The sequence below is a fragment of the Streptomyces sp. NPDC041784 genome (assembly GCF_055591025.1).
In genome coordinates, this window is sequence record NZ_JBVJAB010000012.1 from 248661 (window position 1) to 269638 (window position 20978).

20 protein-coding genes and 1 pseudogene are annotated in these 20978 nt (G+C 70.7%); 16 read left to right on the plus strand and 5 right to left on the minus strand.

The annotated features are described in order from the left end of the window. The first annotated feature begins 5 nt into the window (after positions 1 to 5). On the plus strand, positions 6 to 677 hold the full coding sequence (locus ACZ6D7_RS26290) for a response regulator transcription factor (protein WP_469495400.1): 672 nt from the start codon (positions 6 to 8) through the stop codon (positions 675 to 677). A 51-nt stretch (positions 678 to 728) separates the two neighbouring features. On the opposite strand, the gene ACZ6D7_RS26295 is transcribed toward ACZ6D7_RS26290, so the two are convergent. Both ACZ6D7_RS26295 and ACZ6D7_RS26300 read right to left on the minus strand, forming a co-directional pair. Continuing rightward, positions 729 to 1838: a DUF5937 family protein gene (locus ACZ6D7_RS26295; RefSeq protein WP_469495403.1), complete on the minus strand. Its 1110-nt coding sequence runs from the start codon at positions 1836 to 1838 to the stop codon at positions 729 to 731. Between the two features lie 208 nt (positions 1839 to 2046). Beyond that, positions 2047 to 3234, minus strand: a complete 1188-nt coding sequence (locus ACZ6D7_RS26300; protein WP_469495404.1) for a threonine aldolase family protein — start codon at positions 3232 to 3234, stop codon at positions 2047 to 2049. Positions 3235 to 3418: 184 nt separating this feature from the next. On the opposite strand from ACZ6D7_RS26300, the gene ACZ6D7_RS26305 reads away from it, so the two are divergent. From ACZ6D7_RS26305 to ACZ6D7_RS26350, 10 genes are all read left to right on the plus strand, one after another. Next, positions 3419 to 4384: a Rossmann-like and DUF2520 domain-containing protein gene (locus ACZ6D7_RS26305; RefSeq protein WP_469495407.1), complete on the plus strand. Its 966-nt coding sequence runs from the start codon at positions 3419 to 3421 to the stop codon at positions 4382 to 4384. Next, the gene (gene panC, locus ACZ6D7_RS26310) at positions 4381 to 5382 is read left to right on the plus strand and encodes a pantoate--beta-alanine ligase (protein WP_469495410.1); all 1002 of its coding nucleotides are present in this window, start codon (positions 4381 to 4383) and stop codon (positions 5380 to 5382) included. The genes ACZ6D7_RS26305 and panC overlap by 4 nt, the downstream gene beginning before the upstream one ends. Further along, positions 5379 to 7094 (plus strand): L-aspartate oxidase, encoded by a 1716-nt coding sequence (locus ACZ6D7_RS26315; protein ID WP_469495413.1) that lies wholly within the window; start codon positions 5379 to 5381, stop codon positions 7092 to 7094. Before panC ends, ACZ6D7_RS26315 begins: the two co-directional genes overlap by 4 nt. A 5-nt stretch (positions 7095 to 7099) precedes the next feature. After that, positions 7100 to 8083, plus strand: a complete 984-nt coding sequence (gene nadC, locus ACZ6D7_RS26320; RefSeq protein ID WP_469495535.1) for a carboxylating nicotinate-nucleotide diphosphorylase — start codon at positions 7100 to 7102, stop codon at positions 8081 to 8083. 16 nt (positions 8084 to 8099) lie between these two features. Further along, the gene (locus ACZ6D7_RS26325) at positions 8100 to 8897 is read left to right on the plus strand and encodes a type III pantothenate kinase (RefSeq protein WP_469495416.1); all 798 of its coding nucleotides are present in this window, start codon (positions 8100 to 8102) and stop codon (positions 8895 to 8897) included. A 166-nt stretch (positions 8898 to 9063) separates the two neighbouring features. Then, positions 9064 to 9798: a hypothetical protein gene (locus ACZ6D7_RS26330; RefSeq protein ID WP_469495538.1), complete on the plus strand. Its 735-nt coding sequence runs from the start codon at positions 9064 to 9066 to the stop codon at positions 9796 to 9798. A gap of 155 nt (positions 9799 to 9953) precedes the next feature. Further along, positions 9954 to 10133 carry a hypothetical protein gene (locus ACZ6D7_RS26335; protein WP_469495419.1) on the plus strand — a complete coding sequence of 60 codons (180 nt, stop codon included), beginning with the start codon at positions 9954 to 9956 and terminating at the stop codon, positions 10131 to 10133. A gap of 146 nt (positions 10134 to 10279) precedes the next feature. After that, positions 10280 to 10702, plus strand: a complete 423-nt coding sequence (locus ACZ6D7_RS26340) for a BlaI/MecI/CopY family transcriptional regulator (protein WP_469495422.1) — start codon at positions 10280 to 10282, stop codon at positions 10700 to 10702. A 9-nt stretch (positions 10703 to 10711) separates the two neighbouring features. Further along, positions 10712 to 11260 (plus strand): amino-acid N-acetyltransferase, encoded by a 549-nt coding sequence (locus ACZ6D7_RS26345; protein WP_469495425.1) that lies wholly within the window; start codon positions 10712 to 10714, stop codon positions 11258 to 11260. 226 nt (positions 11261 to 11486) lie between these two features. Next, positions 11487 to 11822, plus strand: a complete 336-nt coding sequence (locus ACZ6D7_RS26350; RefSeq protein WP_469495427.1) for a histone-like nucleoid-structuring protein Lsr2 — start codon at positions 11487 to 11489, stop codon at positions 11820 to 11822. On the opposite strand, the pseudogene ACZ6D7_RS26355 reads toward ACZ6D7_RS26350, so the two are convergent. Then, positions 11801 to 12190, minus strand: a pseudogene (locus ACZ6D7_RS26355) (SCO3374 family protein); the annotation flags it as partial. The gene ACZ6D7_RS26350 and the pseudogene ACZ6D7_RS26355 overlap by 22 nt on opposite strands. Before the next feature lie 865 nt (positions 12191 to 13055). Here ACZ6D7_RS26355 and ACZ6D7_RS26360 point away from each other — a divergent pair. After that, positions 13056 to 15581 carry an ATP-dependent Clp protease ATP-binding subunit gene (locus ACZ6D7_RS26360; protein WP_469495430.1) on the plus strand — a complete coding sequence of 842 codons (2526 nt, stop codon included), beginning with the start codon at positions 13056 to 13058 and terminating at the stop codon, positions 15579 to 15581. A gap of 138 nt (positions 15582 to 15719) precedes the next feature. On the opposite strand, the gene ACZ6D7_RS26365 is transcribed toward ACZ6D7_RS26360, so the two are convergent. Continuing rightward, positions 15720 to 16355: an HAD family acid phosphatase gene (locus tag ACZ6D7_RS26365; protein WP_469495433.1), complete on the minus strand. Its 636-nt coding sequence runs from the start codon at positions 16353 to 16355 to the stop codon at positions 15720 to 15722. A gap of 538 nt (positions 16356 to 16893) precedes the next feature. Between ACZ6D7_RS26365 and ACZ6D7_RS26370 the strand changes: the two genes are divergently transcribed. Then, positions 16894 to 17487 carry a M23 family metallopeptidase gene (locus tag ACZ6D7_RS26370; RefSeq protein WP_469495435.1) on the plus strand — a complete coding sequence of 198 codons (594 nt, stop codon included), beginning with the start codon at positions 16894 to 16896 and terminating at the stop codon, positions 17485 to 17487. Positions 17488 to 17559: 72 nt separating this feature from the next. On the opposite strand, the gene ACZ6D7_RS26375 is transcribed toward ACZ6D7_RS26370, so the two are convergent. Beyond that, a complete protein-coding gene (locus tag ACZ6D7_RS26375) occupies positions 17560 to 18156 on the minus strand; it encodes a TetR/AcrR family transcriptional regulator (RefSeq protein WP_469495437.1) in 597 nt (198 codons plus the stop codon). Between the two features lie 133 nt (positions 18157 to 18289). Between ACZ6D7_RS26375 and ACZ6D7_RS26380 the strand changes: the two genes are divergently transcribed. The 3 genes from ACZ6D7_RS26380 to ACZ6D7_RS26390 all read left to right on the plus strand — a co-directional run bounded on the left by ACZ6D7_RS26380 (position 18290) and on the right by ACZ6D7_RS26390 (position 20949). Then, entirely contained in the window at positions 18290 to 19873 is a 1584-nt protein-coding gene (locus ACZ6D7_RS26380) for an MDR family MFS transporter (protein WP_469495539.1), read from the plus strand. Between the two features lie 114 nt (positions 19874 to 19987). After that, positions 19988 to 20518 carry a helix-turn-helix transcriptional regulator gene (locus tag ACZ6D7_RS26385; protein ID WP_469495439.1) on the plus strand — a complete coding sequence of 177 codons (531 nt, stop codon included), beginning with the start codon at positions 19988 to 19990 and terminating at the stop codon, positions 20516 to 20518. Next, positions 20515 to 20949, plus strand: a complete 435-nt coding sequence (locus ACZ6D7_RS26390; RefSeq protein ID WP_469495440.1) for a VOC family protein — start codon at positions 20515 to 20517, stop codon at positions 20947 to 20949. Before ACZ6D7_RS26385 ends, ACZ6D7_RS26390 begins: the two co-directional genes overlap by 4 nt. Positions 20950 to 20978 lie beyond the last annotated feature (29 nt).

Here is a 20978-nt window from a genome sequence, read left to right on the forward strand (position 1 = left end):
ACCCGATGACGATCCGCGTGATGCTCGTCGACGACCAGGTGCTGCTGCGCACCGGGTTCCGGATGGTGCTCGCCGCCCAGCCGGACATGGAGGTCGTGGCCGAGGCGGGCGACGGCGTCGAGGCCCTTCAGGTGGTGCGGTCCACGGCGGTCGACGTCGTCCTGATGGACGTCCGCATGCCGAAGCTGGACGGCGTGGAGGCGACCCGGCGGATCTGCGAGGAGCCCGACCCGCCGAAGGTGCTGATCCTGACCACCTTCGACCTCGACGAGTACGCGTTCTCCGGACTGAAGGCGGGCGCCTCCGGCTTCATGCTCAAGGACGTGCCGCCCGGTGAGCTGCTCGCCGCGATCCGTTCCGTGCACAGCGGTGACGCCGTCGTCGCCCCCTCCACCACCCGCCGTCTCCTCGACCGGTTCGCGCCGATGCTGCCGTCCACCGGCAAGGAGCCCCAGCACCAGGAGCTGGAGCGGCTGACCGGCCGCGAGCGCGAGGTCATGGTGCTGGTCGCGCAGGGCCTGTCCAACGGGGAGATCGCGGCCCGGCTCGTGCTGTCCGAGGCGACCGTCAAGACCCATGTGGGCCGCATCCTGACCAAGCTGGGGCTGCGCGACCGTGTGCAGGTCGTCGTCCTGGCGTACGAGACGGGGCTCGTCCGCGCGGGCGGCCACGGCTGACGCGGGGGGCCACGGCTGACATGGGGGCCGCCGGGGCCGCGTACGGGGCGGCTATCTGAGCAGGCCTTCCAGGAAGTCGCTGCCCAGCCGCGCCACCACCGCCACGTCCAGCTGGTGCAGCACGTACCGGCCGCGCCTGCGGGTGGTGACCAGTCGGGCCTTCTTCAGGACGGCGAGGTGCCGGGATATCTCGGGGGCCGTCATGCCCTGCACCTGGGCCAGTTCGGTCGTGGTGTAGGCGCTGCGCGCCAGATAGCGGCAGATCCGCATCCGGACGGGATGGGACAGGGCGGTCATCCGCAGCGTGAGCTGCTCGACCGACGGTGGCGAGGCGGGGTCGGGGGAGCCGACCGGGTAGTGCAGCACGGGCTGCCAGCCCGCCCGGTGCAGCACACTGAGGTGCGGCCAGCCGAAGCTGGTCGGGACGAGAAGCAGGCCGCCGTCTCGCAGCGAGGTGCGGCCCTCCAGCAGCTTGTCGACGACGATCCGCCCGGCCGCCTCGTCCAGCGTCACCACCGGGGAGACGGCGGCCAGCGCGTCCGCCAGCCCCTTGTGCCGCAGCAGCTCCGTCTTGTGCCGGGCGTCCGCCGCCAGCTGGTGCGACAGCCGGGACCAGGCGTCCGCGAAGAACGCCTCGTCGCAGTCCTCCAGGAAGCGGCGCACCCACGCACGGACGCCGGGCGGGTCGTCGAGCAGTCGCTGGGTGAACCGCACCTGCTGCGGGCCGCGATAGGCGGCGGCCTCCAGGGCCCGCAGGCGCGCGGACGCGTCGGAGAGGAAGTCCGCCGTCTGCATGTCGTAGGTGAGCGAGCACGTGATGAACTCCAGGGCCGCGTCCACGAACTGCTCGTCCGTCAGCTTGTCCAGGAGGTCCAGCTCCTCGGCGAGCGTGGCCCCCGGGAGCGTGGCGCCGCTCGGGATGCCCGCGTACGGCAGGAAGGTGTCCGAGAACGTCGTCCGCCACAGGAAGTCCGCCTCGCACATCCGGTCGGCGAGATGCGGGTCGAGCCCTGCGGTGACGCCGGTGGCCCAGCCCTGGAGGCGGGGGTGATGGCCGGGCTCGGACAGGGCGTGCAGCGCCATGCCCAGCTCGGCCAGGGGCGAGGGCACGACGGCGACCCTCTCCGGCCGCAGCCCCGCGATGTCGATGCTCACGCTCATGCCCTCATGGTGCACCCGGCCACTGACAACGCCGCCCTCGATTGACGGCTGCCGTCAAACGACGCGACGAACCCCGCCGGCCGGGCGCAACCTGGGACGACCGGGCCAAGGGGCGAGTCCGGAGGGCCCCGGGCCGCCTGCTCCGCCCGCACCACTCGCGCCCGACCCGCCGACCGTCCGCTCCTCCCGCTTCCCCCCCCGCCCGGAACTACCTCCCGGCCACCGACTCCACCCGGGCGACGAAGTCGGCGACCGCCGCCTTCACGTCGTCCGCCGTCCACTCCAGCCCTTGGGAGCGGACGGTCACCTCGGTGAACGACAGTCCCGGCCCGCCGGCGTCCCAGGGGGTGGCGAACAGCATCGTCCCGGTCTCCTCGGCCTGGAGTGCCGCCGCCTCGGCCGCCACATCGGGCTCGTACGGCAGCCAGACCCGGAACTCGTGGGTGTGCGGCACCTCGGGGTGCACGCGCGCCCACGCCACGCCCGACTCGGCGAACCCCTCGCGCAGCGCGGCGGCCACCACGCGCGCGTGCCGCACGTACTCGGGCAGCCGGGGCAGCGCCCGCTCCAGGCCGACGAGCGCCGACAAGGCGGTGGGGAACTGCTGGAAGACCATGCCGCCGTACCGGTGCCGCCAGGCCTTCGCCTCCTCGACCAGGGTGCGCGGGCCGGCGAGCGCGGCACCGCCGAAGCCGTCGAGGGACTTGTAGAACGACACGTAGACGCTGTCCGCGAGACCGGCTATCTCGTCCAGCGGGCGGCCGAAGTGGACGGTGGACTCCCACAGGCGCGCGCCGTCGAAGTGCACCACCGCGTCGCGCTCGCGCGCCGCCTCCACAAGCTCGGTCAGCTCCTCCCAGGTGGGCAGCACGAAACCGGCGTCCCTGAGGGGCAGTTCCAGCATCAGCGCGCCGAACGGCTCCTCGAAGCCACGCACCTCGTCGGCCGTCGGCAGTCGGGGCTCGCTCGTCAGCCGGACCGTGCGCAATCCGCTGACCACGGACAGCGCGCCCCGCTCGTGCACCTCGGGATGGGCCAGCCCGTGCAACGCGACCGTGGTGTCGCCGGTGCGGCCCGCCCAGCAGCGCAGGGCGACCTGCTGGGCCATGGTGCCGGTCGGGAAGAACGCGGCCGCCTCCGTCCCCAGCAGCGCGGCGACCCGCTCCTCCAAGGCCGCCACGACCCCGTCGCCGTAGACGTCCGCGCGCTCGTCCAGGTCGTAGACCTCGGGCGCGGCCTCCTGGAGCTGAGCGAGCCGCTCACGCAGCGTGCCCAGGAAGCCCCCGCGCGACAGGACGCGCTCGGCCGCCCGGAAGGCCGCCCTCCGCCGCTCCCGCAGCCGCTGCTGCGGCGACTTCCCCTCGTCCTGGTCGCTCTGCTTCGCCGTATCCGTCATGCGCGGATCATGCCGCGCGCCGGTTCGCGCGGGCACACGGATTTCCCGTGGACTCCCGCGCGGCGTTTCGCTGCGAGATTACCCACAGCCTGTGGACAGTCGGACTCCCCTCGAACCAATCGCGTTAACATGACGAGAAATCGTCCGGTACCCCGAGCGGACTGGAACGGAAGGCCGCCGTCGCGTGAGTACAGTCCAACAGCCAGACCCCAGGGACCGCCCCGCGCGGCTCACCGTCGGCGTCGTCGGCGCCGGCCGCGTGGGCCCCGCGCTGGCCGCGTCCCTCCAGCTCGCCGGGCACCGCCCGGTGGCCGTCTCCGGTGTCTCCGACGCCTCCCGGCGGCGGGCCGCGCTGCTGCTGCCCGACGTGCCCCTCGTCCCGCCCGCGGAAGTCCTCCGGCGGGCAGACCTGGTGCTGCTGACCGTCCCCGACGACGTCCTGCCCGGGCTCGTCGAGGGCCTCGCCGAGACCGGCGCCGTCCGGCCGGGCCAGCTGCTCGTGCACACCTCCGGGCGCTACGGCGCACGGGTCCTCGACCCCGCCCTGCGCGCGGGCGCGCTGCCGCTGGCCCTGCACCCGGCGATGACGTTCACCGGCACGCCCGTGGACGTCCAGCGCCTGGCCGGGTGCTCCTTCGGCGTCACCGCCCCCGACGAGCTGCGGCTGGCCGCCGAGGCGCTCGTCATCGAGATGGGCGGCGAGCCGGAGTGGATCGCCGAGGAGAACCGCCCGCTCTACCACGCGGCCCTCGCTCTGGGCGCGAACCACCTGGTCACCCTGGTCGCCCAGTCCATGGAGCTGCTCCGGGCGGCGGGCGTGGAGGCCCCCGACCGGATGCTGGGCCCGCTGCTCGGCGCCGCCCTCGACAACGCGCTGCGTTCCGGCGACGCGGCGCTCACCGGGCCCGTCGCGCGCGGTGACGCGGGCACGGTCGCCGCACACGTCTCCGAGCTGCGCCGGCACGCCCCGCAGGCCGTCGACGGCTATCTGGCGATGGCCCGCGCCACCGCCGACCGCGCGCTCGCCCACGGGCTGCTCAAGCCCGAACTCGCCGAGGACCTCCTCGGGGTGCTCGCGGACGGCCCCCATGGCACCCGCGACCCCGAGGGCCCGCACGGCACGCACGGCACCGAAGGAGATGCCGGATGACCACCACCCTGCTGCGCACCGCCGCCGAACTGCACGCACGCACGCGTGCGGGCCGCCGGGCCGTCGTGATGACGATGGGCGCCCTGCACGAGGGCCACGCCACCCTCGTACGCAACGCCCGGGAGATCGCCGGACCGGACGGCGAGGTCGTCGTCACGGTCTTCGTGAACCCCCTCCAGTTCGGCGAGGGCGAGGACCTCGACCGCTACCCGCGCACCCTGGACGCCGACCTCAAGATCGCCGAGCAGGCCGGCGCGGACGCCGTGTTCGCCCCGTCCGTGGACGAGGTCTACCCGGGCGGCGAACCCCAGGTCCGGATCAGCGCGGGCCCCATGGGGGAGCGGCTGGAGGGCGCCTCGCGCCCCGGGCACTTCGACGGCATGCTCACCGTCGTCGCCAAGCTGCTGCACCTCACCCGGCCCGACGTGGCCCTCTTCGGGCAGAAGGACGCCCAGCAGCTCGCCCTGATCCGCCGCATGGTCCGCGACCTGAACTTCGGCATCGACATCGTCGCCGTCCCCACCGTCCGCGAGGCCGACGGGCTGGCCCTGTCCAGCCGTAACCGCTTTCTCTCCCCGAAGGAACGGCGCACCGCGCTCGCGCTCTCGGGCGCCCTGTTCGCGGGCCGCGACCGGCACGCTGCCCAGGAGGCGCTGCGGGCACGCGCGCGTGAAGTGCCCGCCACCCAGGCACGGGCCGAGGCGCTCAGCGCCATAGGGGAGTCCCGCGCGGCAGCCGACGCGCACGCCGTCGCCAAGGCCGCCCCGGGGAACCCGGCGGCCGTTCGCGCGGCCGCCCGGCAGATCCTCGACGAGGCCGTCCGCCTCGACCCGCCGCTGGAACTGGACTACCTCGCGCTCGTCGACCCGTCGGACTTCACCGAGATCGACGACGACTTCACCGGCGAGGCCGTCCTGGCCGTCGCCGCCCGCGTCGGGGCGACCCGGCTGATCGACAACCTCCCCCTCACCTTCGGAACCTTCGGAGCCGCCTCGTGACCAGCACAGGCATACGACTGCACGCGCCCGCGCCCGGGTGGAGCATCTCCGCGGACGTCGTGGTCGTCGGCTCCGGCGTCGCCGGCCTGACCGCCGCCCTGCGCTGCGAGGCCGCCGGCCTGCGCACGGTCGTGGTCACCAAGGCCCGCCTCGACGACGGCTCCACCCGCTGGGCGCAGGGCGGCATCGCCGCGGCCCTCGGCGAGGGCGACACCCCCGAACAGCACCTCGACGACACCCTGGTGGCGGGCGCGGGCCTGTGCGACGAGGAGGCCGTCCGGATCCTCGTCACCGAGGGCCCCGACGCCGTACGGCGGCTCATCGAGACCGGCGCCCACTTCGACGAGTCCGAGGGCCGGCTGGAGCTCACCCGCGAGGGCGGCCACCACCGGCGCCGTATCGCGCACGCGGGCGGTGACGCGACCGGCGCGGAGATCTCCCGCGCGCTCGTCGAGGCCGTACGCGCGCGTGGCCTGCGCACGATCGAGAACGCGCTCGTGCTGGACCTGCTGACGGACGCGCACGGCCGTACGGCGGGCGTCACCCTGCACGTCATGGGCGAGGGCCAGCACGACGGCGTGGGCGCCGTGCACGCCCCCGCGGTCGTCCTCGCGACCGGCGGCATGGGCCAGGTGTTCTCCGCGACCACCAACCCGTCCGTGTCCACCGGCGACGGCGTGGCGCTCGCCCTGCGCGCCGGCGCCGAGGTCTCCGACCTGGAGTTCGTGCAGTTCCACCCCACGGTGCTGTTCCTCGGCCCGGACGCCGAGGGCCAGCAGCCGCTGGTCTCCGAGGCGGTACGCGGCGAGGGCGCCCACCTGGTCGACGCCGACGGCGTGCGCTTCATGGTCGGGCAGCACGAGCTGGCCGAGCTGGCGCCCCGGGACATCGTCGCCAAGGGCATCATGCGCCGCATGCAGGAGCAGGACGCCGAACACATGTTCCTGGACGCCCGGCACTTTGGCGCGGCCATGTGGGAGCACCGCTTCCCGACGATCCTCGCCGCCTGCCGCGCCCACGGCATCGACCCCGTCCACGAGCCCATCCCGATAGCGCCGGCGGCCCACTACGCGTCCGGTGGCGTGCGCACCGACTCCCGGGGCCGCACGACCGTCCCGGGCCTGTACGCGTGCGGCGAGGTCGCCTGCACCGGTGTGCACGGCGCGAACCGGCTGGCCTCCAACTCCCTCCTGGAGGGCCTGGTCTACGCCGAGCGGATCGCCGTCGACATCACCGACAGCCACGCGGACGACGGCCTGCACGCGCGTGTGCCCGCACCGGTCGAGCACCCCGAGCGGCCCGCGCACCCGCTCCTCGCCCCGGAGGCCCGGTTCGCGATCCAGCGGATCATGACCGATGGCGCGGGCGTCCTGCGCTCCGCCGACTCCCTGAAGAAGGCCGCCGACCAGCTCCAGCGGCTGCACACCGAGGCCCGCGACGCCCTCGACGAGAACGGCAAGACCGCCGAGCCCGGCGTCGACACCTGGGAGGCCACCAACCTCCTGTGCGTGGCCCGCGTCCTGGTCGCCGCCGCCGCGCTGCGCGAGGAGACCCGCGGCTGCCACTGGCGCGAGGACCGCGCCGACCGCGACGACGCCGACTGGCGTCGCCACATCGTCGTACGGCTGAATCCGGACCGCACGCTCGCCGTGCACACCACCGATACCGCAGACTTCCCCCCGACCCGGCAGCACCAGCAGGAATGGCAGTGACAGACGTGAGCACCCCCGACCTTCCCCTCGCCCAGAGCGGCGGCTGCGGCGACGGCTGCGCCTGCGGCGCCGACGGCGTCGCGGACGAGGAGTACCTGGAGTGCGGGCTCGACCCCGCGCTCGCCCAGCTCCTGGCCGACGCCGGACTCGACCCCGTCGAGGTCGAGGACATCGCCAACGTCGCGATCCAGGAGGACCTGGACAACGGCGTGGACGTGACCACGGTCGCGACCATCCCCGAGGACGCGGTGGCCACCGCCGACTTCACCGCGCGCGAGGCCGGCGTCGTCGCGGGCCTGCGGGTCGCCGAGGCGGTCGTCTCGGTCGTCTGCACGGACGAGTTCGAGGTCGAGCGGCACGTCGAGGACGGCGACCGCGTGGAGGCCGGGCAGAAGCTGCTGTCGGTCACCACGCGCACGCGTGACCTGCTCACCGCCGAGCGCAGCGCGCTCAACCTGCTGTGCCGCCTCTCCGGCATCGCGACCGCCACCCGCGCGTGGGCGGACGTCCTGGACGGCACCAAGGCACGCGTGCGTGACACCCGCAAGACCACACCGGGCCTGCGCTCCCTGGAGAAGTTCGCGGTCCGCTGCGGCGGTGGCGTCAACCACCGCATGTCGCTCTCCGACGCGGCCCTGGTCAAGGACAACCACGTGGTCGCCGCAGGCGGCGTCGCCCAGGCCTTCGAGGCCGTACGGGAGACCTTCCCGGACGTGCCGATCGAGGTCGAGGTCGACACCCTGCACCAGCTGCGCGAGGTCGTGGAGGCCGGCGCCGATCTGATCCTGCTGGACAACTTCACGCCCGGGGAGTGCGCGGAGGCGGTCGGCGTCGTCGGCGGGCGCGCCCTGCTGGAGGCGTCCGGCCGGCTCACCCTGGACAACGCGAAGGCGTACGCCGACACCGGCGTCGACTTCCTGGCCGTCGGGGCCCTCACGCACTCCTCGCCGATCCTGGACATCGGCCTGGATCTGCGAGCGGCTGAATAGAGAGCGGGAACCGGCCATGCTGCTGACGATCGACGTGGGCAACACGCACACCGTGCTGGGACTTTTCGACGGCGAGGACATCGTCGAGCACTGGCGGATCTCGACCGACGCCCGCCGTACGGCCGACGAACTGGCGGTCCTCCTCCAGGGCCTGATGGGCATGCACCCGCTGCTCGGGGTGGAGCTGGGCGACGGCATCGACGGGATCGCCATCTGCGCCACGGTCCCCTCCGTGCTGCACGAACTGCGCGAGGTGACCCGCCGCTACTACGGCGACGTGCCCGCGGTCCTCGTCGAACCCGGCGTGAAGACGGGCGTGCCGATCCTCTTCGACAACCCCAAGGAGGTCGGCGCCGACCGCATCATCAACGCGGTCGCCGCGAACGAGCTGTACGGCGGTCCGGCGATCGTCGTCGACTTCGGCACGGCCACCACGTTCGACGCGATCAGCGCGCGCGGGGAGTACGTCGGCGGGGTCATCGCCCCCGGCATCGAGATCTCCGTCGAGGCCCTCGGCGTCAAGGCCGCCCAGCTGCGCAAGATCGAGGTGGCGCGGCCCCGGAGCGTGATCGGCAAGAACACGGTCGAAGCCATGCAGTCCGGCATCGTCTACGGGTTCGCCGGCCAGGTCGACGGTGTGGTCGGCCGGATGGCGCGGGAGCTGGCCGAGGACCCGGACGACGTGACGGTGATCGCCACCGGCGGCCTCGCCCCCATGGTGCTCGGCGAGTCCTCGGTGATCGACGAGCACGAGCCCTGGCTGACGCTGATCGGACTGCGGCTGGTGTACGAGCGGAACGTCTCGCGGATGTGAGGCGACGGGCGGCCGGTGGGCGGGGCCGGAGCACGAGCCGCAGTGATGGGCGTCGACGGGGCCACCAGGGCGGATTCGGGCGCGTCGCATTCGCCTGCTATGTCAAATTTGTCTGATTAGCGCGTATCGTCGCGGCATGCCCACGCCCTACGGATCCCGCGGCGGCATGGCGTTCGGTGCGGAGGAGCTGCGTGTGCTCCGCCGCGCCCTCGCCCTCGCCCTCCACCCCGGTCCCGTCTCCGCCGAGGACGTCCAGGACTGCCATCGCCTCGCCGACTCCCTCGACGAGGCGATGCGCGAGGCGGCCCGGCTGCGGGCCTTCCTGGTGGCCGACCTCGCCCGGTACCGCGCCGCCCTGCCCGGCACCGCAGCCGGCTATCTGACACTCCTGGAGGAGGTCCTGGCCGCAGGTCACCGGCCCGGCCCCGACGACCTGGCCGCGCTGCGCGCCCTGCGCGGCAATCCGGCCGCCGCCGCCCTCCTGGAGCGCTGCCAGGTCCTCGCCGAACGGGACGTACGCGCCCGTCTCGCCCGCCGTACGGCCCGCGGGGCCGCTTCCACCGCTCCGCTGGTCCCGGCGTCCCGTACGCGCCTCCTGGCCCTCCCTGGAGGCCGTTCCGGCGACGACGCCGACCGAGTCCTCGCCGTGGCCCACGCGCCGCGCGGTCAGGACGGGCAGGACGGGCAGGGAGGGTCGGGCGGACAGGGCGGGCCGGCTGAGGAGCCGCGCAGAAAGCCCGCCGAGAAGCCGGCTCCGCCCGCACCGCGACCTGTCCCGGCGAAGCCCTCCACACCGCAGCCGGAGCGCCGGCCCGTCCCCACGCCGGGCGAGGTCTTCCCGCGCCGCAAACCGAGCCCGCCGCCCGCGGACCCGGAGCAGCGGCGACTCGTGGCGGGCTGAGGCTGAGGCGGCACCACCGGCGACGATCGGCCGCCACCAGCTGCCTCCAGCCGTCGCCACCAGTCGCCACCAGTCGCCACCAGTCGCGACCTGCGCCTCCGCCACCAGCCCCACCCCGCCCCGATGTCCCTTTCCTCCCTGGCTACTCTGGATCCATGGACTACGTCTCCGCGCTCGTGCCCCCGGTCGTCATGGCCGTGTTCTTCATCGGTCTGATCCGGGTGATCGTGAAGACCCAGGGCGGGGCAAACAAGGCCAAGGAGGACGCCGCCGTCGACGCCGCCCTCGCGCGCGCGGAGGGCGCCCGCCAGGCCTCCACGGGCCCCGACGCCTGACCGGCCGGTCCGCTCGCACCCTCGAAGGGCGCACGACTCCCACCCGGAGCCGTGCGCCCTTTTTGTTCATGTTTGCCGATGAAGGTGCACGTCCGGCACGCGATTGGCGAGATCTCCCATTATTGTTCTGAGTTGTGCCTCGCCCATTGGGAGAACTCGAAGACGCGGTCATGACGCGGGTGTGGAAGTGGAACCGCCCGGTGACCGTTCGAGAAGTCCTGGAAGACCTTCAGCAGGAACGGTCCATCGCCTACACCACGGTGATGACCGTTTTGGACAATCTCCATCAGAAGGGCTGGGTGCGCCGTGAGGCGGAAGGCCGGGCCTATCGATATGAGGCGGTCTCCACCCGTGCCGCCTACGCCGCCGCCCTCATGAACGACGCCTGGGCGCAGAGCGACAACCCCGCCGCCGCTCTCGTCGCCTTCTTCGGGATGATGAGCGACGAACAGCGACAGCAGCTGCGCGACGCCGTACGCATCGCCCAAGGTCCGGAAACATCCGAAGCCGCAAGTGCGGGGACTCCCGGGGAGAACCCCGCCTCGGCAACGGAGGACGACGGGCGATAGCGTCCGCACATGTCCGCAGAGAGCCCCTCCGCCGAGAACCCCGAAGTCACCGCTAAAGCCATCACCGTCCGGCGGGCCCGGACCAGCGATGTCCCGGCCGTACGCCGACTCCTTGACGCGTACGTCCGCGGCGGCATCCTGCTCGACAAAGCGACGGTGACGCTTTACGAGGACATCCAGGAGTTCTGGGTCGCCGAACGCGACGACAACGCCGAGGTGGTCGGCTGCGGCGCCCTGCACGTGATGTGGGAAGACCTGGCGGAAGTCCGCACTCTCGCGGTGAAGCCCGGCCTGAAGGGCGCGGGGGTCGGTCACCAGTTGTTGGAGAAGTTGCTGCACACCGCCCGGTGGCTCGGCGTTCGCCGCGTTTTCTGCCTGACCTTCGAAGTGGACTTCTTCGGCAAGCACGGCTTCGTGGAGATCGGCGAGACGCCCGTCGACACCGATGTCTACGCGGAGCTGATGCGTTCCTATGACGAGGGCGTCGCGGAGTTCCTCGGACTCGAACGAGTGAAACCCAACACCTTGGGCAACAGCCGGATGCTTCTGCATCTGTGATCGTCTGGCCCCATTCAGGCCGAGCACGCTTGCCCGGGTTCCCTATGTCCGAAACGCGCATGTTTCCGGGCGGAGGGCGGGCTGCCGGTCTCCGCTAGGGGTTTGTGTTTTCCCAGCAAAAGCGGTTTGCTTTCCGATGTAACGCAGTACTGCATATAACAGGGTGCGGCTAAACGGCGGACGCCGCGGACTCCCGGCCCTCACGTTATCGATGAAAGGAAATCCGGTGGCACAGAAGGTTCAGGTCCTTCTTGTCGACGACCTCGACGGCGGCGAGGCGGACGAGACCGTGACGTTCGCGCTGGACGGCAAGACGTACGAGATCGATCTCACGACTGCCAATGCGGACAAGCTGCGTGGTCTTCTCGAGGCCTACGTGAAGGGCGGCCGGCGTACCGGTGGCCGCGCCGCGGGTGGGCGTGGAAAGGCGCGCGCCGCTTCCGGTGGCAGCCAGGACACCGCTCAGATCCGCGCGTGGGCGAAGGAGAACGGTTACGAGGTCAATGACCGCGGCCGTGTTCCGGCGCAGATTCGCGAGGCTTACGAGAAGGCCAACGGCTGAGCGCACGCGCGCCCCAGCCGGACACGGTGGCACTCCGTGGCCAGCGTGTTCACCAGTCGTACGAGATCGGGGGCGCTCCCTACGCCCCCGAGGGCCGACATCGTCGGCAGCGAGGCCTCGACCTCGCACCCCGCCACGGGGGGCCGCACCCACACGGCGGCCCCCTGCAATGGCCCGGCGCGGTGGCGGCCCGGAGGCAGGGGGGCCTCGACGAACCCGCCCGCGCCGATCGCCGTCAGGCCCAGTGGCAGTGAGCCCCACTCCAGCCACTGAAGGATCCCCGCCAGTTCCTCCGCGCCGCCCGCGGCCACCAGCAGCCGCATCCGGTCCCCGCACACGGCCACCGGGAAGCCCGGCGCCGGAAGCGGATCGGTGCCACCGTTCCCCGCTGCGGGAATCGAACCGGCGCGACCGTTTCCTGTCGCTGTCGCTGTCGCTGCCGCCGCTGCCGATGGTGTCGCCGCCGCCGGTGTCGCCGCTGTCGCGGTTGCTCCGAGCCGGGCGGTGGCAGCCCCCGGTCGCCACAGCGCCGCGTACCCGGCCGAAGCCGGTACGTCCAGGACGTCGAAGCGCACGCCGGTCAAAAGTCGTACCGGCTCCCCGGGCACCGTCGGCCACCCCAGTTCGTTCTCGTACCAGCCGTGGACCCCTGTGTCCCTGCCTTCCGCCTCGGGAGCGAGCGGGCGGCGGGGGAGGGGCAGCAGGGGGTGCGCGGAGGCGGCCGGAAGGGCGGCCGGTGGCACGGAGGGGGGACCGGACGGAGGCACGAGCGGGTGTGAGAGCGGTGGGACCGAGCCAGCCATGCCAAGTGCAACCGCCCAAAAGTCCCGAGAGTTACGCTGGGTGTCGCCGCGCATGCGCAGTGTGCCGGAATCCGGAGCGCGCGGGGGTGTCGGGAGGCGCAAGGTTGTTCGCCCGTAGCGGAGGGAACCGGTGCGCAGGGCATGGAGTGTCAGTCCCAGCGGGTAAGACATGCCTAGTGGGAGGGGGCGACACGCAGGAAAGGGCGTCTCGCGTTCGCCATCGGCGTACTGATGGTGAGGGTAACTGCCTGGCCTGCGGGAACATCGTCTCGCACCATCGGGTTGGAGCAGATGTCGGCGTTCGGGGTCAGGAGGCCATCGACGGTGTCGGCAGTTGGAATGAGCGGTCCCCGCTTGCGGGACTAAGCTGCGGAAGGACAGGGAGGGGAAGTTCCCCCCACTGCCTGACCGCTCTGAGGAGCGATTAACGATGTTCGAGAGGTTCACCGACCGCGCGCGGCGGGTTGTCGTCCTGGCTCAGGAAGAAGCCCGGATGCTCAACCACAACTACATCGGCACCGAGCACATCCTCCTGGGCCTGATCCACGAGGGTGAGGGTGTCGCCGCCAAGGCCCTTGAGAGCCTCGGGATTTCGCTCGAGGCGGTCCGCCAGCAGGTGGAGGAGATCATCGGGCAGGGGCAGCAGGCCCCGTCCGGGCACATCCCCTTCACCCCCCGTGCCAAGAAGGTCCTGGAGCTGTCGCTCCGCGAGGCCCTTCAGCTGGGCCACAACTACATCGGCACGGAGCACATCCTGCTCGGCCTGATCCGTGAGGGCGAGGGCGTCGCCGCCCAGGTCCTGGTCAAGCTGGGCGCCGATCTCAACCGGGTGCGGCAGCAGGTCATCCAGCTGCTCTCCGGCTACCAGGGCAAGGAGACCGCCACCGCCGGCGGGCCTGCCGAGGGCACCCCCTCGACGTCCCTGGTCCTCGACCAGTTCGGCCGGAACCTCACCCAGGCCGCTCGTGAGTCCAAGCTCGACCCGGTCATCGGGCGCGAGAAGGAGATCGAGCGGGTCATGCAGGTGCTGTCCCGCCGTACCAAGAACAACCCGGTGCTCATCGGTGAGCCCGGCGTCGGCAAGACCGCCGTCGTCGAGGGGCTCGCCCAGGCCATCGTCAAGGGCGAGGTGCCCGAGACCCTCAAGGACAAGCACCTCTACACCCTGGACCTCGGCGCGCTGGTCGCCGGCTCCCGCTACCGCGGTGACTTCGAGGAGCGCCTGAAGAAGGTCCTCAAGGAGATCCGCACCCGCGGCGACATCATCCTGTTCATCGACGAGCTGCACACGCTGGTCGGTGCGGGTGCCGCCGAGGGCGCCATCGACGCCGCTTCGATCCTGAAGCCGATGCTGGCCCGCGGTGAGCTGCAGACCATCGGTGCCACCACGCTGGACGAGTACCGCAAGCACCTGGAGAAGGACGCGGCCCTCGAGCGCCGCTTCCAGCCCATCCAGGTCGCCGAGCCGTCCCTGCCGCACACGATCGAGATCCTCAAGGGTCTGCGTGACCGGTACGAGGCGCACCACCGTGTCTCCATCACCGACGAGGCGCTGGTCCAGGCCGCCACCCTGGCCGACCGGTACATCTCGGACCGCTTCCTGCCGGACAAGGCGATCGACCTGATCGACGAGGCCGGATCCCGGATGCGCATCCGCCGGATGACCGCTCCGCCGGACCTGCGCGAGTTCGACGAGAAGATCGCCGGCGTCCGCCGCGACAAGGAGTCCGCGATCGACTCGCAGGACTTCGAGAAGGCCGCCTCCCTGCGCGACAAGGAGAAGCAGCTCCTGGCCGCCAAGGCCAAGCGCGAGAAGGAGTGGAAGGCCGGCGACATGGACGTCGTCGCCGAGGTCGACGGCGAGCTGATCGCCGAGGTCCTCGCCACGGCCACCGGCATCCCGGTCTTCAAGCTGACCGAGGAGGAGTCCTCGCGTCTGCTGCGCATGGAGGACGAGCTCCACAAGCGGGTCATCGGCCAGGTCGACGCCGTCAAGGCGCTGTCGAAGGCGATCCGTCGTACGCGTGCCGGTCTGAAGGACCCGAAGCGTCCCGGTGGTTCGTTCATCTTCGCCGGTCCGTCCGGTGTCGGTAAGACCGAGCTGTCCAAGGCGCTCGCCGAGTTCCTCTTCGGCGACGAGGACGCGCTGATCTCCCTCGACATGTCGGAGTTCAGCGAGAAGCACACGGTGTCGCGTCTCTTCGGTTCCCCGCCCGGATACGTGGGCTACGAAGAGGGCGGCCAGCTGACCGAGAAGGTCCGCCGCAAGCCGTTCTCCGTCGTCCTCTTCGACGAGGTCGAGAAGGCCCACCCGGACATCTTCAACTCGCTGCTGCAGATCCTGGAGGACGGTCGTCTGACCGACTCCCAGGGCCGGGTCGTGGACTTCAAGAACACGGTCATCATCATGACGACCAACCTCGGCACCCGGGACATCTCCAAGGGCTTCAACCTGGGCTTCGCGGCCTCCGGCGACAAGAAGTCCAACTACGAGCGCATGAAGAACAAGGTCTCGGACGAGCTCAAGCAGCACTTCCGGCCCGAGTTCCTCAACCGCGTCGACGACGTGGTCGTCTTCCCGCAGCTGACGCAGGAGGACATCCTGCGGATCGTCGACCTGATGATCGGCAAGGTGGACGAGCGCCTGAAGGACCGGGACATGGGCATCGAGCTGTCCCAGTCCGCCAAGGAGCTGCTGGCGAAGAAGGGTTACGACCCGGTGCTGGGCGCGCGTCCGCTGCGTCGCACGATCCAGCGCGAGATCGAGGACACGCTGTCGGAGAAGATCCTCTTCGGCGAGCTGCGTCCCGGTCACATCGTGGTCGTGGGCACCGAGGGCGAGGGCGAGACCCAGACCTTCACCTTCCGCGGCGAGGAGAAGTCGGCGCTGCCCGACGTCCCGCCGATCGAGCAGGCGGCCGGCGGTGCCGGGCCGAACCTGAGCAAGGAGGCGTAAGCCTCACGGCGACGCCAGAAGGGGCCGGTGCTTTCGAGCACCGGCCCCTTCTGCATGCCTGTACGCGGTGACGGCGCCGCTCGTGAGCGGCGCCGTCGCGGCCTCGTACGTGGTGACGGCGTCGTCGGCGCCGTCGGGTTACGACAGCTGGCCGTCGTAGTCCGGCAGCTTGTACGTCTTCTCGGCGTGCCCGCCCGAGAGGTCGGTGGCGCTGTTGCCGATGTTCGCGATGATCGTGTAGCCCTTGTTCTCGATGTCGACGCGCTGGGCGGTCTTATACGCGGCGACGTCCTTGAAGAGGTCGAGGAAGCCGCGGACGTAGAGGCCGGAGACCTTGTAGCCGACGTACTTGAGGTTGTAGTCGGTCACCCCGGAGATGATGCCCGGGCGGGCGGTGACGAAGAACAGCGAGACGCCGTGCTCCTGGGCGTACTTGGCGACGTCGAGGACCGGCTTGTTGGCCGGCTGCGGGTAGCTGAAGCCGAAGTCCGTCTCGAGGGTGGTGTTGTCGATGTCGAGGACGATCGCCTGCTTCTCGCCCGGCTTGGCGGCGGCGATGCGCTGCTTCAGGTACGGCAGGGCCTGGTTCATCACGGCCTGGCAGTCGGTCTGCCAGGTGGCGTAGTCGACGTCCTCCGCCGCCGCGGCGGCGACGGCGACGGTGGTGGAGGTGGCCGTAGCGGCCTGGGCGCCGGCCGGGACGGCCATCGCCGTGACGGCGGCGGTGGCCACGGCGGTCATGGCTATACGGCGCGTCCAGGTGCCTCGGGTCATGGTGGGGGGTCCTCTCGCGTCTTTGCATTGCCGGGTGTCGTGGGCATGCTGATCGGTGGGGATGGCCTGAGGGGAACCAAAGGGTTACTGGCGGAAACCAGCGGGTTACTGGACGGTAGACGGTGATGAGAGGCTGGTCACAGACCCCTGCATGCGATCGTGACCGGGGTCACAAGTGCCCTACGAGGCAGGGGAGTAGCCCCCGTCACATCCCGAAGTCCCTTGGGTCGGGGGGTCGGTGACATGCCGCACAGGCCGTTCGGCGGGTACTAGCGCGGGTAGTGGATCAGTCGATTTGGGCAAAAAGGACATACATCCCAGGGGTCTGAAGCGGCCCGAGCCTCCGGCGTGGTTCGTGTCCAAATTGCGGCGTTGAGGGTGTCTGTCAAGGACTGTGAAGTTTTGACCTGAAGTACTAGCTTCCGTCGTAGATCACACGTTTGGGGGTCTGTGGGCCCCGGGGTTACCAAGGGATGGCCATCCGGCGGACGTCCGTGTGCCGGGTGGTTTGTCTGTCCCCGAACCCATGAGGTCTTCGATGTTCCAGCGCGTCACTTTCCGTTCCTCCCGTACGTCCCTGCTTCGCAACCGCGTGGCCGTCGGGGCCGCCGCCCTCGGTGCCTCGGTCGTGCTGGGAGCCGGAGTGGCGTCCGCCGCCGCGCCCGCCGCGGCGCCCGTCGCCGCCGTCGCCGCCAAGAAGGCCGTCGCGGCCACCGGCTGGGTCAAGCCGGTCGCGAAGTACGCCAAGTCCGCGAGCTTCCACCAGGCCGGTGCCATGTGGCAGTCCACCCACAGCGGGCAGGACTTCGCCGTGCCGAGCGGCACCAAGGTCGTGGCCGTGCACGGTGGCACGGTCGTCAAGGCCGGCGGCAACGGCGCCGGTGACGGCCCGGCCTACGGCAACGCCGTCGTCATCAAGCACGGCAACGGGACGTACTCCCAGTACGCCCACCTCTCGCGCGTCGACGTGAAGGCCGGCCAGATCGTCAAGACCGGTCAGCGCATAGCCCTGTCCGGCAACACGGGCAACTCCAGTGGCCCGCACCTGCACTTCGAGATCCGTACGACCGCGAACTACGGCTCGGCCATCGACCCGGTCGCCTTCCTGCGCGCCAAGGGTCTGAGCCTCTGAGCCACTGTGTCTCTGGGGCTCTGAGCCTCTGAGCAACCCCGCGCATCGCTCGCCGAGGAGCCCGCTGGTCCGTCAGGACGGGTGGGTGCCCTCGTGGGCCTGGGTCACCAGATCGACGGCGACCTCGAGGACGGCCGCACGCTTCTCCTCGGGGTCGCCTTCGAGGTCCTGGAGCAGGAACATCCCGGCGTGCAGCGTGAAGATGGCGCTCACGCAGCGGACCTGCTCGGTGAGCCGGGCGTCGGGGTCGATGAAGATGTCCCGCAGCCCGCGCATCCGGTCCTTGAAGGAGTCGCCGATCTGGAGCTCCCGGACGGTGGCCTGGTTCTCCTGCATGAAGCGGAAGAGCGGGGCCGCGTCGGCGAGGATCTGGCTGTAGCGCCGTACGATCTCCTGCTTGGTCTCCAGGGTGTGCGGCTGCTCCTTGCCCCACTCGATCAGTTCCTCGATCGGCTTCGTCAGATCCTGGAAGATGCTGACGATGATCTCTTCCTTCGTCTTGAAGTGGTAGTACAGGGCGGCCTTGGTGACCTCCAGGCGCTCCGCGATCTCGCGGAGGGAGGTCTTCTCGTAGCCCTGCTCGGCGAAGAGTTCGAGTGCGACGTCCTGGATGCGCTGGCGAGTGTTGCCGCGGCGCTGCCGCTTCGTGCCGTCCATGGTGACGTCCATCCTCGTACTCCTCGAGCTCCTATGAAACTTACTTGACGACCGGCTAGTGACGGGTCTACCTTCCCCAGTGTAGTAACTAGCCGGGCGGCAAGTAAGTGGGCGGGCCGAGGCGGTACCCAGGGGAGTGGGAATGATGGCGGACATACGGACGGTCGAGCCGGAGCCGGACAAACAGCCGAAGAGCGTGCGGGTCGTCCTGCTCGCGCTGATGATCACGATGATGCTCGCGATGCTCGACAACATGATCGTGGGCACGGCGATGCCGACGATCGTCGGCGAACTCGGCGGACTCGAACACCTTTCGTGGGTCGTGACCTCGTACACCCTCGCGACGGCGGCCTCCACCCCGATCTGGGGCAAGCTCGGCGACATGTACGGGCGCAAGGGCGCCTTCATGGCATCGATCGTGATCTTCCTGATCGGCTCCGCGCTCAGCGGCATGGCCCAGAACATGGGCGAGCTGATCGGCTTCCGCGCCGTGCAGGGCCTCGGCGCCGGCGGTCTGATGGTCGGGGTCATGGCGATCATCGGCGACCTGATCCCGCCGCGGGAGCGCGGCAAGTACCAGGGCATGATGGCCGGCGTCATGGCGCTGGCGATGATCGGCGGCCCGCTGGTCGGCGGCACCATCACCGACAACTGGGGCTGGCGCTGGTCCTTCTACATCAACCTGCCGCTCGGCGTGGTGTCGCTCGGCCTGATCAGCGCCGTCCTTCACCTGCCGAAGAAGCGCTCGCAGGCTCGCATCGACTACCTGGGCGCCACGCTGCTCACCGTCGGCATCACCTCCATCGTCCTCGTCACCACCTGGGGCGGCACGGAGTACGCCTGGACGTCCGCGCGGATCATGGAGCTGATCGGCATCGGCGTCGCCTCGCTCATCGGGTTCGTGTTCTGGCAGACCCGGGCCGCCGAGCCGATCGTGCCGCTGCACATCTTCCGCAGCCGCAACTTCACCCTGATGTCCCTGATCGGCTTCATCACCGGCTTCGTGATGTTCGGCGCGACCCTCTTCCTGCCGCTCTACCAGCAGTCGGTGCAGGGCGCCTCCGCGACCAACTCCGGCCTGCTGCTCCTGCCGATGCTCGGCGCCATGCTGGTCACCTCGATGGTCGCCGGCCGGGTCACCACGAACACCGGCAAGTACAAGGTCTTCCCGCTGGTCGGCAGTGTGCTGATGGTCGTCGGCCTCTACCTGCTGTCGACGATGGACACCGGTACGACCCGGTTCACCTCCGGTGTGTACATGGCCGTCGTCGGTCTCGGCATGGGCTGCCTGATGCAGATCACCATGCTCGTCGCGCAGAACAGCGTGGAGATGAAGGACATGGGCGTCGCGTCCTCGTCCACCACCCTCTTCCGTACGCTCGGCTCCTCCTTCGGGGTCGCGATCATGGGCGCCCTGTTCAACAACCGAGTCCAGGACGTCATGTCCGAGCGGGCCGGCGCGCTCGGCTCGAAGATCACCGAACAGTCCGCGCAGCTCGACGCGGCCAGCCTGGCCAAGCTGCCGGCCGCGGCCCGCGAGGCCTACCAGCACGCCGTCTCGGCCGGTACCCACTCGGCGTTCCTGCTGGGTGCCGTGGTCGCGGTGGCCGCGCTGGCGGCGGCGGTGTTCGTCAAGGAGGTCCCGCTCAAGGGCGCCGGACCGCAGAAGCCCGACGAGGACTCCGCCGACGGTGCGGCCGCGGCGGCGCCGGTCGCCGAGGCGGTCTGATCCTCCGCTGATGTGAGGCCCCCGGTCGGTGTCCGCCCCGGGGGCCTTCGTCATGTCCCGATGGCCCCATGTCCCCAGTCCCCGCTGTCACTGCTCCGTGCCACCATCGGCCTCATGGACAAGATGCGGCAGTTGCGGCTGGCCAAGGACGCCATGGACCGTGACTGGGCCGATCCGCAGCTCGACCTGAACGCCGTGGCCGCACACGCCGGCTACTCCCGCTACCACTTCGTCCGCGCCTTCAAGGACGCGTACGGCGAGACACCCGGTCAGTACCTCACCCACCGCCGGATCGAGCGCGCCGAGGAGATGCTCCGCACCGCCGACCTCAGCGTGACCGAGATCTGCCACCTGGTCGGCTTCAGCAGCCTCGGCACCTTCTCCACCCGCTTCAAGGCCCGCACCGGGCTCACCCCCAGCGAGTACCGGACCAAGCATGTCGGCCGCGGCGCCTCGCTGATCCCCGGCTGCTACGCGATGCTCTGGGCCGGCGGCTTCCCCACGACACGGCCCACGCCACGGCCCTCGCCGAAGCCTGCGCCGAGGCCCGCCACGAGAACCGCAACTTCGGAGAAGCACCCCGACCCCGGCCCTGCCTACGGTGACGCACAGGACCCCTCGAACGACAGGAGAGCGGAACCATGATCAAGGGCCTGGGCATCACCACCGTGTGGACCTTCGACCAGCAGCGCACCAAGGCCTTCTTCACCGAGAAGCTCGACTTCGAGGTGCGCACCGAACTCGCCATGGGCGACATGAGCTGGGTCACCGTCGGCGCCAAGGACCAGCCGGACGTCGAACTCGCCCTGATGAGCCTCGACGGCCCCGGCCTCGACCCGGACTCCTCCGAGGCACTGAAGAAGCTGGTCAGCAAGGGCGTCATCGGCGCGGGTGCCTTCCGCACGGACGACTGCCGCGGCGACTACGAGACGTTCAGGGCGCGCGGCGTCGAGTTCATCCAGGAGCCGCGGGAGCGGCCGTACGGCATCGAGGCGATCTTCCGTGACGACAACGGCAACTGGTACTCGCTGACCGAGCGCAGCGAGGAGCTGGACTTCTCGAAGGACTTCGGCTGACAGACCCGTACGAGCCGAAAGGGGACGGG

Bases quoted from the DNA above. Each gene is read 5' to 3' on its own strand.
- ACZ6D7_RS26390 (WP_469495440.1), top strand. From the start codon at position 20,515: ATGATCAAGGGCCTGGGCATCACCACCGTGTGGACCTTCGACCAGCAG.
- ACZ6D7_RS26380 (WP_469495539.1), top strand. From the start codon at position 18,290: ATGGCGGACATACGGACGGTCGAGCCGGAGCCGGACAAACAGCCGAAG.
- ACZ6D7_RS26370 (WP_469495435.1), top strand. From the start codon at position 16,894: ATGTTCCAGCGCGTCACTTTCCGTTCCTCCCGTACGTCCCTGCTTCGC.
- ACZ6D7_RS26300 (WP_469495404.1), bottom strand. From the start codon at position 3,234: ATGACGGATACGGCGAAGCAGAGCGACCAGGACGAGGGGAAGTCGCCG.
- ACZ6D7_RS26290 (WP_469495400.1), top strand. From the start codon at position 6: ATGACGATCCGCGTGATGCTCGTCGACGACCAGGTGCTGCTGCGCACC.
- ACZ6D7_RS26335 (WP_469495419.1), top strand. From the start codon at position 9,954: ATGGACTACGTCTCCGCGCTCGTGCCCCCGGTCGTCATGGCCGTGTTC.
- panC (WP_469495410.1), top strand. From the start codon at position 4,381: ATGACCACCACCCTGCTGCGCACCGCCGCCGAACTGCACGCACGCACG.
- ACZ6D7_RS26365 (WP_469495433.1), bottom strand. From the start codon at position 16,355: ATGACCCGAGGCACCTGGACGCGCCGTATAGCCATGACCGCCGTGGCC.
- ACZ6D7_RS26345 (WP_469495425.1), top strand. From the start codon at position 10,712: ATGTCCGCAGAGAGCCCCTCCGCCGAGAACCCCGAAGTCACCGCTAAA.
- ACZ6D7_RS26325 (WP_469495416.1), top strand. From the start codon at position 8,100: ATGCTGCTGACGATCGACGTGGGCAACACGCACACCGTGCTGGGACTT.
- ACZ6D7_RS26375 (WP_469495437.1), bottom strand. From the start codon at position 18,156: ATGGACGTCACCATGGACGGCACGAAGCGGCAGCGCCGCGGCAACACT.
- ACZ6D7_RS26385 (WP_469495439.1), top strand. From the start codon at position 19,988: ATGGACAAGATGCGGCAGTTGCGGCTGGCCAAGGACGCCATGGACCGT.
- ACZ6D7_RS26330 (WP_469495538.1), top strand. From the start codon at position 9,064: ATGGCGTTCGGTGCGGAGGAGCTGCGTGTGCTCCGCCGCGCCCTCGCC.
- ACZ6D7_RS26295 (WP_469495403.1), bottom strand. From the start codon at position 1,838: ATGAGCGTGAGCATCGACATCGCGGGGCTGCGGCCGGAGAGGGTCGCC.
- ACZ6D7_RS26360 (WP_469495430.1), top strand. From the start codon at position 13,056: ATGTTCGAGAGGTTCACCGACCGCGCGCGGCGGGTTGTCGTCCTGGCT.